The sequence below is a fragment of the Nocardiopsis sp. NPDC006938 genome, from assembly GCF_042869555.1.
Taxonomy (GTDB): domain Bacteria; phylum Actinomycetota; class Actinomycetes; order Streptosporangiales; family Streptosporangiaceae; genus Nocardiopsis.
The window spans coordinates 201,281-213,013 of record NZ_JBIAGA010000012.1; the positions used below are offsets into that span (position 1 = coordinate 201,281).

Consider the following 11,733-nt stretch of genomic DNA (forward strand, 5'->3'; position numbering starts at 1 on the left):
GGACACACGAATGTACGGTCTGATCTGGCGTGTCCTGCCCGGCCCCTGGGTATCGAAGTTCATCCTGTCGCTGGGGCTGCTGGCGGGGGCCGCGGCCCTGCTGTGGTTCTACGCGTTCCCGGAGCTCTCACCGCACATGCCGTTCAACGACGGCGCGGTCGACACGACCGGGATCGGCGCCGAGGCCCCGGCATCCGGTGACGCCGAGTCCGGCGCCGAGGGCGCCCCGGAGGAACCGGCCGAGGCCGACGAGGGCTCGTAGCCCGCTCGGGAGCCGGTAGGGGACCGAAGGACGGAGCGGCGCGGTGCGGCGAGCACCGTGCCGCTCCGTCGTGGGAGACACGGTCCGCGGGGCGGTGTCCCGGTCCGGGCCGGACACGCCCGGGGTGCCCGCTGTGCCCGGCGCCACCGCCGGGGCTCCCGATACGGTCTCCGGCGGCCGCTAACCTCAAGCAGGTGAGTAACGGGGGACGGAACGAATGACGGTGACGCAGACCACGACGGAGAGCCGCCTGAGCGGCCTCCGCGCCTGGCAGCGAGAGGCCTTCGAGGAGTACTTCCGCAGGCAGCCACGCGACTTCCTCGCGGTGGCCACACCCGGTGCGGGCAAGACCACCTTCGCTCTCACCCTGGCCAGCGAGCTCATCCAGCGGCACGTGGTACGAGCGGTCACCATCGTCTGCCCCACCGAGCACCTCAAGAAGCAGTGGGCCGAGTCGGCCGCCCGGTTCGGCATCGCCATCGACCCCGACTTCAGGAACGGGCAGGGCGCGCTGGGCCGCCAGTACGTCGGAGTGGCCGTCACCTACGCTCAGGTGGCCGCGCACCCGATGCTGCACCGCAACCGCACCGAGGCGCGCAAGACCCTGGTCATCTTCGACGAGGTCCACCACGCGGGCGACGCCCTGTCGTGGGGAGACGCCGTCCGGGAGTCCTTCGACCCGGCCACACGGCGGCTCTCGCTCACCGGGACCCCCTTCCGCTCGGACATCAACCCCATCCCGTTCGTGGACTACGTCCAGGACGGGGCGGGCGTGCGCCGCTGTTCGTGGGACTACAGCTACGGTTACGCCCCCGCCCTGGAGGACGGGGTGGTCCGCCCGGTCATCTTCATGGCCTACTCCGGCGAGATGCGCTGGCGTACGCGGGCGGGCGACGAGCTCGCCGCGCGGCTTGGCGAACCCCTCACCAAGGACGCGCTGTCGCAGGCGTGGCGGGCCGCTCTCGACCCCAAGGGCGACTGGATCAAGAAGGTCCTCCAGGCGGCGGACCGCCGCCTGACCGAGGTGCGCAAGACCCACCCTGACGCGGGCGGACTGGTCATCGCGAGCGACCACGAGAACGCCCGCGCCTACTCGCGCATCCTGCGCCAGATCACCGGCAAGGGCGCCACCGTGGTGCTCTCCGACGACCCGACCGCGTCCAAGAAGATCACCCGGTTCGCCAAGGGAGACGACCGGTGGATGGTCGCGGTGCGGATGGTCTCGGAGGGGGTGGACGTGCCGCGGCTGATGGTGGGCGTGTACGCGACCTCCACCAGCACCCCGCTGTTCTTCGCGCAGGCCATCGGCCGCTTCGTGCGGGTCCGCAAGCGCGGCGAGGTCGCGTCGGTGTTCCTGCCCTCAGTGCCGACCCTGCTGGAGTACGCGGGGGAGATGGAGCGCGAGCGCGACCACGTCCTGGACAAGCAGCCCTCGGACGACGAGTACCCGGAGGAGGACCTCCTCAAGGAGGCCAACCGGAAGAAGGACACACCCGACGCGGGGGAGGAACTCCCCTTCGAGACGATGGAGTCCGCCGCCGAGTTCGACCGGGCGCTGTACGACGGTCTGGAGTACGGCGGCGGCGTGGCGGGGTCCAGCGAGGAGGAGGACTTCCTCGGGCTGCCCGGGCTGCTCGACCCCGACCAGGTCTCCCAGCTGCTGCGCAAGCGCAAGGCCGACATCCACGCCAGCCAGCGCAAGGCCAAGGAGAGGGCCGAACCGGATGAGGGGGTCACCCACGAGGTCCTCGCCGAACTGCGCAAGGACCTCAGCAACCTGGTGGGGGCCTGGCATCACCGGACCGGGAAGCCGCACGGGGTGATCCACAACGAGCTGCGCCGCGCCTGCGGGGGGCCGCCGGTCGCACAGGCGACCCCGCCCCAGATCCGTGAGCGCATCGCCAAGCTGAGGGCCTGGGCGGTGGGCCAGAAGTAGCGGTTCGGGGGAGGCCCTCGCGTGGTCGGCGAGGGCAAACACTTCGCAAGGTCGGGCAAGTCCACACAACACTGTGAAAACGGGTCGCTACAGTCCGTGAGGTGATGGGACGAAGCCCGCGCGGAGGCTCAGCCGCGACCTGGTCCGGCCTGGCCCTGTGCGCACTCGCGATGACCGGTCTGGTGGCGAGTTCGCTGCCGGAGCCCGACCAACCCGAACCACAGCGGAGCGGGGTGACCCCCTCCGCCGCCGACGCGTACTGCCCGCCCGGGTGGGACCCCGGGGTCGACAGCGCGGCCCGAGCCGCGGGGACCCGGGTCTCCGACCCGGGGGCGCAGGCCGACGCCGGGGTGGAGATCACCCCGGAACAGGCCGCGGAGTACGAGGAACGCCTCCGAGACGCCCTGGTCTCCCAACGCGGCCGCGAACTCGCTCCGCCGTACACCGTGCCGGTGGCCGTGCACGTGATCTCCGCCACGGATGGCCGGGGGGCGGTGTCCGACCAACAGATCCGTGACCAGGTCGACGTCCTCAACCGGGCCTACCAGGGCGACTACGCGCTCGGCTCCGAGGGGACCGACACCGGCTTCCGGTTCGAACTCTCCGACGTCACCCGCAGCGCCGACGACGCCTGGTTCGACGACTTCAACCGCCACGGCGACGCCATCCGGTCGCAGCTGCGCCAGGGCGGACCCGAGACCCTGAACGTCTACACCACCGAACTCGACTCCGGTCTGCTCGGCTACTCGACCTTCCCCCAGGACTACCAGGACGACCCCGAACGGGACGGTGTCGTCATCGCCTACGACGCCCTCCCCGGCGGTGGGCGCGAACGCTTCAACGAGGGCCACACCGGCACCCACGAGGTCGGGCACTGGCTGGGCCTGTTCCACACCTTCCAGAACGGCTGCCAGCCACCGGGGGACTACGTGGACGACACCCCGTACGAGCGCGAGGCCGCCGCGGGCTGTCCCAAGGGCCGGGACACCTGTCCCGAGCGTCCCGGACGCGACCCCGTCACCAACTTCATGAACTACAGCGACGACGCCTGCATGACCCACTTCACTCAGGGTCAGGCGCGGCGCATGGTGGAGCACTGGAACGCCTTCCGGGGCGGCTCCGCCCGGGTCTGACCCGCTCCCGTGTACACGGCGCCCCGCCCCGCGGGGCGCCGTCCCCGTCCTTCCGGCGGACGGTCGCCGGGTGCCGTGCGTCGATAGGCTGGGGGCATGGCAGCGAACACCTATCTGACCGGGATCAAGCCCACCGGTGACTTCCACCTGGGCAACTACATCGGGGCGATCAAACCCGCCCTCGCCGCGACCGAGGTCTACGACACCTACTACTTCATCGCGGACTACCACGCGCTCAACATCATCAAGGACGCGGACGAGCTCCGCCAGAGCATCCGGTCGGGCGCTGCCACCTGGCTGGCCTGCGGTCTGGACCCCGAGCGCACGGTCTTCTACCGGCAGTCCAGCATCCCCGAGACCTTCGAGCTCACCACGATCCTGAGCACCCTCACCCCCAAGGGGCTCATGAACCGCGCGCACGCCTACAAGGCCGCGCGCGACCGCAACAGCGAGGCGGGCCTCACCGAGCTCGACGCCGGGGTCAACATGGGGCTGTACAACTACCCCGTGCTGATGGCCGCCGACATCCTCGTCATGGCGGCCGACCGGGTGCCGGTCGGCCGCGACCAGTCGCAGCACATCGAGTACACCGCCGACATCGCCGGGTACTTCAACCACCGGTACGGGGACCGCTACAGCTTCCCTCTCCCCAAGGGCGTCATCGACGACAGCGAGGCCAGCATCCTCCCGGGGACCGACGGCCGCAAGATGAGCAAGTCCTACGACAACCACATCCCCCTCTTCCTGCCGGAGAAGAAGCTCCGCAAGGCGATCAACCGCATCCCCACGGACTCCACACCGGTCGAGGACCCCAAGGACCCGGACTCCTCGATCCCCTTCCAGCTCCTCACCCACTTCGCCGACGCCGAGAAGGTGGCCGACGTGCGCCAGCGCCTGGAGGCGGGCGGCATGGGCTGGGGCGACCTGAAGAAGGAGCTCTTCGAGGCGGTCAACACCGAGCTCGGCCCCAAACGCGAGCGCTACGAGGAACTCATGGCCTCGGAGACCGAACTCGACGAGATCCTGGACTCCGGTCTCGAACGCGCCCGTTCGCGCGCTCGCAGGGTCCTGGCCGACGTCCGCGCGGCGATCGGCATCGACTAGGGGTGCCCGCGCCGGGCGACCACCCGGCACGGACGCGTACGTACGGGGGCGGCGGTGACCAGGTCACCACCGCCCCCGCCGTCGTGCTCCGGCCCGCCATGGGCGGACACCGGGCTCAGCCGCTGACCGGTCGGCCCTCCAACGCCACACCGGCCTCGCGCAGCCGCTCCACCGCCGTGTCGACGGTCGGCTCGGACACCCCGGCGGTCAGAGCGAGCAGCACCCGGGTACGGAAACCCTCGCCGACCGCGTCGAGGGCGGTCGCGCGCACGCAGTGGTCGGTGGCGATGCCCACCACGTCCACCTCGTCCACGTTCCGCTCGCGCAGCCAGGAGGCCAGGGTCGTCTCCCCGTCCCCGGCCGTGCCCTCGAAACCGCTGTAGGCGGCGGTGTACTGGCCCTTGCTGAAGACCTCCTCCGCCACGGAGGCGTCGAAGCCGGGGTGGAACTCCGCGCCGGGCGTCCCCGCCACACAGTGCCGGGGCCAGCTGTCCACGAAGTCGGGAGTGTCCGAGAAGTGCGCTCCCGGGTCGATGTGGTGGTCACGCGTGGCCACCACGTGGTCGTAGCCGCCCGCCCGAGCGTGCTCGGTGACGGCGGCCGCCGTACGGGCCCCTCCGTCCACGCCCAGACTGCCGCCCTCGCAGAAGTCGTTCTGCAGGTCCACCACGATGAGTGCCCTGGTCATGTCGTCGGCACCTCGCTTCCTTGTCGTCGGGACGGTGCTCGGTGGTCCTCCGCGGGACGGGAGCCGCGCACCCGGACCGGTCGAACCGGTCGCTGTCAGTGGAAGACCGTGGCCAGTGCCACGTCCCCCCGGGACATCCTCAGGGCCTGCTCGGGCAGCTCGGCCACGGTCGCGCGGTTGCGGGCCCGTGCCTCGTGCACGCTCTCGTGCCCCACCACCTCGCCGTCGGTGACCAGCGGCCGCAGCAGCGGCCGCACGCCGACCCGGTCGACCGGCTCGTGCGGATAGACCTCCTCGGCCACCGCGATTCCCTTGTCGTCCAACCGCCGTACCGCCCACTTGCGGCCGCCTCGGCTCGGCTTGCCGACCGAGCGCTTGGCGACCGGCTCCAACGGAGCGTCCGGTTCGAGGCCCCGCGCCCGCGCCACCAGCTTGTACACCAGTGACACGGTCGGCGCGCCCGACCCCGTCACCAGGGACGTACCCACTCCGTACCCGTCCACCGGGGCCACCGCCAGCGCCTGGATCGAGTGTTCGTCCAGGTCCCCGGTGACCACGATGCGGGTCTCGGTGGCACCGAGGGAGTCCAGCTGCGCGCGCACCCGCGCCGCGGTCGCTCCCAGGTCGCCGGAGTCGATCCGGACGGCCCCCAGCTCGGGACCGGCGAGCTCCACCGCGTGGCGCACGGCTCGCTCCACCTCGAAGGTGTCGACCAGGAGCGTCGTCCCCCGTCCCATGGACTCCAGCTGGGCCTGGAAGGCCTGCCGCTCGCTGTCGTGCAGCAGGGTGAACGCGTGCGCGGCGGTCCCGCCGGTGGGCACCCCGTAGGTGCGGCCCGCCTCCAGGTTGGAGGAGGTGGCGAACCCCGCCACGTAGGCGGCGCGGGCCGCGGCGACCGCGGAACGCTCGTGGGTGCGCCGGGAGCCCATCTCGATGAGGGGCCGGTCACCGGCGGCCACGGTCATCCGGGTCGCGGCGGAGGCGATCGCGCTGTCGTGGTTGTACACCGACAGCGCGAGCGTCTCCAGGATCACGGACTCGGCGAAGGTGCCCTCCACGACCAGGATCGGCGACCCCGGGAAGTAGGCCTCTCCCTCGCCGTAGCCCCACACGTTCCCGGAGAAGCGGTACTCCGAGAGCCAGTTCAGGGTCGTCTCGTCCACCACACCGTGATCGGAGAGGAAGTCCAGTTCGGCGCCGCCGAAGCGGAAGCGTTCCAGCAGGTCCAGGAAACGACCGGTCCCCGCGACGATCCCGTAGCGGCGTCCCTCCGGCAGGCGCCGGGCGAACATCTCGAACACCGACCGGCGTGCGGCGGCCCCGCTGTGCAGGGCTCCCTGGAGCATCGTCAGTTCGTAGTGGTCGGTGAGCAGCGCGCTGCTGCTGTCCTCGCTCATAGGGGCGAGCCTACGTGTTCCGATCCGTCCCGGTACGGGCGCCCCACCTGCGTCGGGGCGGTGTCCGGAGTGACGTTGAACGCATGAATACCCACTTGGTTGGTAGAGAAGCGGTTATGGGTACCCTGGAGCCATGCTGAGGATCGACCGCTCCATCCACGACCAGATCGTCGCCCACGCGCGCCGCGACCACCCCGACGAGGCGTGTGGCGTCGTCGCGGGCCCCGAGGGCTCCGACCGTCCGGAGCGGGTCATCGAGATGCTGAACGCGGCGCGCTCGCCCACGTTCTACGAGTTCGACTCGACCGAGTACAAGAAGGTCTACGACGAACTGTGGGACCGCGACGAGGAGTTCGTCGTGATCTACCACTCCCACACCGCGACCGAGGCCTACCCGTCGCGTACTGACATCACGTACGCCCAGTGGCCGCAGGCGCACTACGTCCTGGTGTCCACCCGGGAGCCCGACACCGCCGAGTTCCGGTCCTTCCGCATCATTGACGGCGAGGTCACCGAGGAACCCGTCGAGATCGTCGGCGCCGGCACCGACCGGTAGGAACCCCCGCGTCACGGTCACGGACGACGTCTCCGTGGCCGTCGCCCGGGGAGCCCGGGCACGGCGGTCCGCGGAATGCCGACGCCGGACCGCCTGTTGGACCTGAACGCACAACCAACGACCGTTTACGGAGTCACCTTCATGGCCATCGAGGTCCGCATCCCCACCATCCTGCGCAACCTGACCAACGACGCGAAGGTCGTCCAGGGGTCCGGCGACACCCTCAGCGCCCTGGTCGCCGACCTGGACCAGCAGTACCCCGGCATCGCGGAGCGCCTGGTCGACGGCGGCAAGCTGCGCCGGTTCATCAACGTCTACCTGAACGACGAGGACGTCCGTTTCGTCGGCGGCCTCGAAGCCGAGCTCTCGGACGGCGACAACGTGACCGTTCTGCCCGCCGTCGCGGGCGGCTCTCGCTGAGGAAGCCATGCGCTACGACTCCCTGCTCGACTCCCTCGGAGGCACGCCGCTGGTCGGCCTGCCTCGGCTCTCGCCCTCGCCGGAGGTCCGGCTGTGGGCGAAGCTGGAGGACCGCAACCCCACCGGCTCGATCAAGGACCGCGCCGCGTTCTTCATGATCGAGCAGGCCGAGAAGGACGGGCTGCTCTCCCCGGGGTGCACCATCCTTGAGCCGACGTCGGGGAACACCGGTATCTCGCTGGCCATGGTCGCCAAGCTGCGCGGCTACCGCATGGTCTGCGTCATGCCGGAGAACACCTCCGAGGAACGCAAGAAGCTGCTCGCGATGTGGGGGGCCGAGGTTCACTACTCGGACGCGGCGGGCGGCTCCAACGAGGCGGTGCGCGTCGCCAAGGAGATGGCCGCGGCCCACCCCGACTGGGTGATGCTGTACCAGTACGGCAACCACGCCAACGCCCGGGCCCACTACGAGACCACCGGGCCCGAGCTGCTGGCGGACCTCCCCGGGATCACCCATTTCGTGGCGGGGCTCGGCACGACCGGGACCCTCATGGGGGTGGGCCGGTACCTGCGTGAGCACAGGCCCGATGTGCGGATCGTGGCGGCCGAGCCGAGGTACGGCGAGCTGGTCTACGGGTTGCGCAACCTCGACGAGGGTTTCGTCCCGGAGCTCTACGACGAGTCCGTGCTCACCACGCGGTTCTCCGTCCCCTCGGACGCCGCGCTGCGCCGGACCCGCGAGCTGCTCAACAAGGAGGGCATCTTCGCCGGTATCTCCACCGGCGGCGCGCTCCACGCCGCTCTCGGTATGGCGCGCAAGGCGGAGCAGGCGGGGGAGCGCGCGGACATCGCGTTCGTGATCGCCGACGCCGGGTGGAAGTACCTCTCCACCGGAGCCTACGACGGCACCTTGGAGGAGGCGGAGGAGCGCCTGGACGGTCAGCTCTGGGCGTGAGCCCGTCCCCGGGACGTGTTCCCGGGGCGCGGGGCCGCGTCGTCTGGCGGAGGCCGGTTCCCTGGGGGACCGGCCTCCGGTCCGCCCGCCCTCGGTCCCGCCTTCCGCGTGCGCGGTCGGGCGCAGGTCAGATCCTGTCCCGAACTCCGGAGCGGTGAAACGGTCATATCTGGTCAATCGGTGTGAAAAATTCACACGTGATGCACGTCGCCTGAGATGCGGGACACATTTTGTACCACCCGGGCGGCCATTGGGGTACACCCGTAACAACGGGACATCCGCAGAACCAGCCGCCCACCGCTCACCCCGCACACGTCACCAAGGGGCCACGGAAGCAGTGCGGCCGATCGAAAAGGCGACGACGACGTGCGACTCACGATTATCGGGTCCTCCGGGAGCTTCCCCGGGCCGGACAGTCCGGCCTCCTGTTACCTGGTGGAGGCGGACGGCTTCCGGCTCCTGCTGGATCTCGGCAACGGCGCCCTCGGCGCCCTCCAGCGCCACGCCGACCTGTACTCCGTCGACGCCGTCTACCTCAGCCACCTGCACACCGACCACTGCGCGGACATGTGCGCCTACTGGGTCGCCCGGATGTACCCGCCCGGAGGAGCCAAGTCGCCCATCCCCGTCTACGGCCCCCCGGGAGTGGCGGACCGGCTCGCGGAGATCTACGGTCTGGACCCCGACCCCGGCATGACCGAGGTCTTCGACTTCCACGAGCTCGTCCCGGGTGAGTTCCGGATCGGTCCCATGACCGCGCGCGTGGACCGCGTCAACCACCCCGTCGACGCCTTCGGCATCCGCCTGGAGCACGGCGGGTCGAGTCTCGCCTACTCCGGCGACACCGGCTCCTGCGACTCCCTCGTCGACCTGGCCCGCGACACCGACGTGTTCCTGTGCGAGGCCGCCTTCCACGACCACGTCGAGCACCCCAAGGACATGCACCTCACGGGAAGCGAGGCGGGCGACCACGCCACCAGGGCCAAGGCGCGCAAACTGCTCCTGACCCACCTGGTGCCGTGGAACGACGACGGGGTCACCATGGCCGAGGCCCGCAGCACCTACGACGGCCCCATCGAGTTGGCCCGGGGCGGCGAGGTCCGGGAGATCTGAGGGTCGTCCCCGTCCGAAACACGCCGGGTCACGGACACGCTGGGTGACCCATCGCGGCCGTGCCACCACGGGACGGACGGTGCCCGGGGGACGCGGGGGCCTCACCGGTGCGTGGCAGCGGGCCGCGTGTGGTGCCGGTCCCACCACGTGCGGTAGGTCCGGACTCCAGCACCGGGGAACACCCCGCCGATATACGCTCGTGTCCATGGCTCGACCTGACGGACGCGTTCCGACCCAACTCCGCCCTGTGAACATCCACCGCAACTGGCTCCGCCACGCGGAGGGCTCCGCCCTCATCGAGTTCGGGGACACCCGCGTGCTCTGCGCGGCCACCGTCGAGGACGGTGTGCCCCGCTGGCGTCGGGGTACCGGCGAGGGCTGGGTCACCGCCGAGTACGCGATGCTCCCGCGCTCCACGGACACCCGGGGCGCCCGCGAGTCCGTGCGCGGCAAGATCGGCGGCCGCACCCACGAGATCTCCCGCCTCATCGGCCGCTCCCTGCGCGCCGTCGTCGACTTCAAGGCGATGGGCGAACACACCATCACCCTCGACTGCGACGTGCTCCAGGCCGACGGCGGCACCCGCACCGCGGCGGTCACCGGCGCGTACGTGGCCCTGGCCGACGCGATGAAGCACCTGCGCAAGCGGCGCAAGCTCAAGAACAACCCGCTCACCGGATCGGTCGCGGCGGTCAGCGTCGGCGTGGTGCAGGGCCAGCCCCGGCTCGACCTGAACTACCTGGAGGACTCGGTCGCCGACACCGACATGAACGTCGTGCTCACCGGGGACGGCAAGTTCGTGGAGGTGCAGGGCACTGCGGAGGGGCAGGGCGCCGCCTTCGACCGCGAACTGCTGGACAAGCTGCTCGACCTCGCCACCGGCGGGTGCGAGGAACTGGCCGCCCTCCAGAAGAAGGCCCTGTCGGAATGAGCGGCGCGGACGCGGTGAGGATCGTCCTCGCGACGCGCAACGCGAAGAAGGTGCCGGAGATGCGGGCGATCCTGGCCGAGGCCGGGGTGACGGCCGAGGTCCTCGCCCTGGACGCGTTCCCGGACGCGCCCGAGGTGCCCGAGACCGAGCCCTCCTTCATCGGCAACGCGCTGCTCAAGGCCCGGGCCATCGCCGAACACACGGGTCTGCCCGCCGTCGCGGACGACTCCGGCCTGAGCGTGGACGAACTCCGGGGGATGCCCGGGGTGCTCTCCGCCCGCTGGGCGGGGCGCTTCGGTGAGGGGGACCAGGACCGGGCCAACCTCGACCTGGTGCTGGACCAGCTCGCGGACACGCCGCCGGACCGCAGGGGTGCGGAGTTCGTGTGCGCCGCGGTCCTCGTGATGCCCGACGGGACCGAGGCGGTCGCCGAAGGCATCCTGCGCGGTCGCCTGGTCGGTGAGCGCCGGGGCACGAACGGGTTCGGCTACGACCCGGTCTTCGTCCCCGAGGGGGAGAGCCGCACGGCGGCGGAGCTGACCCCCCAGGAGAAGAACGTGATCAGCCACCGGGGGATCGCCTTCCGACAGCTCGCGAAGGAACTCGCGGAGATGGTCTAGCGGAGACCGCGACCGGGGCGGGTACGGGATCTCCCGTACCCGCCCCGGTCGCGACGGGGACGTACCTCCAGGAAGTTCCGCGACCCGTGTTTGAACCCAGGCGTCCCGGGCACGATCACCGTTGTACGGACATGGACGCCGTCCCGCGCAGGCAGGAAGACCCCGAGACCAGGGGCTTCCACGACCGCGCGGAACGCCCGGACCACACGGGTCTGACCCCGGGACCGGGCCGATTTGACGTCTCCCGACCAGTTACCTAGACTCACCGAGTCGCTGCGGGACGGCGAGCGGGGCCCAGGCCTCGACTCGGAACCGGGCCGCGACCATCGACACCCTCTCCACAGCATCGTGGTTCGAGCAGTCGCTCGGAGCAGGTAAGCTCAGGGAGTTGCTTCGAAAGGCCCACTGAAACACGGGCCAGGAAAAGCACCGGGAATTCTTTCCCCGGATCAGCTGGAAAGCGAAAACGCCGATTTGGCGGGGCGCGGAACACCTGATAAAGTAAAGACACAATAAAGCGGACACGCCGCGAAAGCGGCGGAAAAGCAGAAGCCTTCTCCGGAAGAGCAGACAGAGTTCAGACTCTGGCGCTTGTACGGGAAGAGTGATTGTTTCTTG

General features: G+C 70.4%; 12 protein-coding genes. 10 read left to right on the forward strand and 2 right to left on the reverse strand.

Going from position 1 to position 11,733, the window contains the following annotated elements:
* The first annotated feature begins 10 nt into the window (after positions 1-10).
* The 4 genes from ACFYL4_RS19120 (at position 11) to ACFYL4_RS19135 (ending at position 4,435) form a co-directional block, all read left to right on the forward strand.
* The gene (locus ACFYL4_RS19120; RefSeq protein WP_357758334.1) at positions 11-262 is read left to right on the forward strand and encodes a hypothetical protein; all 252 of its coding nucleotides are present in this window, start codon (positions 11-13) and stop codon (positions 260-262) included.
* Between the two features lie 217 nt (positions 263-479).
* Positions 480-2,198 carry a DEAD/DEAH box helicase gene (locus ACFYL4_RS19125; RefSeq protein WP_387519625.1) on the forward strand — a complete coding sequence of 573 codons (1,719 nt, stop codon included), beginning with the start codon at positions 480-482 and terminating at the stop codon, positions 2,196-2,198.
* A gap of 104 nt (positions 2,199-2,302) precedes the next feature.
* Positions 2,303-3,331: a zinc metalloprotease gene (locus ACFYL4_RS19130; protein ID WP_387519627.1), complete on the forward strand. Its 1,029-nt coding sequence runs from the start codon at positions 2,303-2,305 to the stop codon at positions 3,329-3,331.
* A 96-nt stretch (positions 3,332-3,427) separates the two neighbouring features.
* Entirely contained in the window at positions 3,428-4,435 is a 1,008-nt protein-coding gene (locus tag ACFYL4_RS19135; RefSeq protein ID WP_357758340.1) for a tryptophan--tRNA ligase, read from the forward strand.
* Positions 4,436-4,550: 115 nt separating this feature from the next.
* On the opposite strand, the gene ACFYL4_RS19140 is transcribed toward ACFYL4_RS19135, so the two are convergent.
* Positions 4,551-5,123, reverse strand: a complete 573-nt coding sequence (locus ACFYL4_RS19140) for a nicotinamidase (protein ID WP_387519629.1) — start codon at positions 5,121-5,123, stop codon at positions 4,551-4,553.
* 95 nt (positions 5,124-5,218) lie between these two features.
* Positions 5,219-6,520: a nicotinate phosphoribosyltransferase gene (locus tag ACFYL4_RS19145; RefSeq protein WP_357758346.1), complete on the reverse strand. Its 1,302-nt coding sequence runs from the start codon at positions 6,518-6,520 to the stop codon at positions 5,219-5,221.
* Between the two features lie 133 nt (positions 6,521-6,653).
* Between ACFYL4_RS19145 and ACFYL4_RS19150 the strand changes: the two genes are divergently transcribed.
* The 6 genes from ACFYL4_RS19150 (at position 6,654) to rdgB (ending at position 11,115) form a co-directional block, all read left to right on the forward strand.
* Positions 6,654-7,076, forward strand: a complete 423-nt coding sequence (locus ACFYL4_RS19150) for a M67 family metallopeptidase (RefSeq protein WP_357758350.1) — start codon at positions 6,654-6,656, stop codon at positions 7,074-7,076.
* Positions 7,077-7,217: 141 nt separating this feature from the next.
* Positions 7,218-7,496 (forward strand): MoaD/ThiS family protein, encoded by a 279-nt coding sequence (locus ACFYL4_RS19155; protein WP_357758353.1) that lies wholly within the window; start codon positions 7,218-7,220, stop codon positions 7,494-7,496.
* Positions 7,497-7,503: 7 nt separating this feature from the next.
* Positions 7,504-8,451: a cysteine synthase gene (locus tag ACFYL4_RS19160; protein WP_357758356.1), complete on the forward strand. Its 948-nt coding sequence runs from the start codon at positions 7,504-7,506 to the stop codon at positions 8,449-8,451.
* Positions 8,452-8,817: 366 nt separating this feature from the next.
* Positions 8,818-9,564 (forward strand): MBL fold metallo-hydrolase, encoded by a 747-nt coding sequence (locus ACFYL4_RS19165; protein ID WP_357758359.1) that lies wholly within the window; start codon positions 8,818-8,820, stop codon positions 9,562-9,564.
* 205 nt (positions 9,565-9,769) lie between these two features.
* Positions 9,770-10,495, forward strand: a complete 726-nt coding sequence (rph, locus tag ACFYL4_RS19170) for a ribonuclease PH (protein WP_357758362.1) — start codon at positions 9,770-9,772, stop codon at positions 10,493-10,495.
* Positions 10,496-10,509: 14 nt separating this feature from the next.
* Positions 10,510-11,115, forward strand: coding sequence for an RdgB/HAM1 family non-canonical purine NTP pyrophosphatase (gene rdgB / locus ACFYL4_RS19175; protein WP_387519642.1), 606 nt, complete (start codon positions 10,510-10,512; stop codon positions 11,113-11,115).
* Positions 11,116-11,733 lie beyond the last annotated feature (618 nt).

Coding starts and splice junctions, on each gene's coding strand:
- rph (WP_357758362.1), top strand. CDS start 9,770: ATGGCTCGACCTGACGGACGCGTTCCGACCCAACTCCGCCCTGTGAAC.
- ACFYL4_RS19155 (WP_357758353.1), top strand. CDS start 7,218: ATGGCCATCGAGGTCCGCATCCCCACCATCCTGCGCAACCTGACCAAC.
- ACFYL4_RS19125 (WP_387519625.1), top strand. CDS start 480: ATGACGGTGACGCAGACCACGACGGAGAGCCGCCTGAGCGGCCTCCGC.
- ACFYL4_RS19135 (WP_357758340.1), top strand. CDS start 3,428: ATGGCAGCGAACACCTATCTGACCGGGATCAAGCCCACCGGTGACTTC.
- ACFYL4_RS19120 (WP_357758334.1), top strand. CDS start 11: ATGTACGGTCTGATCTGGCGTGTCCTGCCCGGCCCCTGGGTATCGAAG.
- ACFYL4_RS19140 (WP_387519629.1), bottom strand. CDS start 5,123: ATGACCAGGGCACTCATCGTGGTGGACCTGCAGAACGACTTCTGCGAG.
- ACFYL4_RS19150 (WP_357758350.1), top strand. CDS start 6,654: ATGCTGAGGATCGACCGCTCCATCCACGACCAGATCGTCGCCCACGCG.
- ACFYL4_RS19145 (WP_357758346.1), bottom strand. CDS start 6,520: ATGAGCGAGGACAGCAGCAGCGCGCTGCTCACCGACCACTACGAACTG.
- ACFYL4_RS19130 (WP_387519627.1), top strand. CDS start 2,303: ATGGGACGAAGCCCGCGCGGAGGCTCAGCCGCGACCTGGTCCGGCCTG.
- ACFYL4_RS19160 (WP_357758356.1), top strand. CDS start 7,504: ATGCGCTACGACTCCCTGCTCGACTCCCTCGGAGGCACGCCGCTGGTC.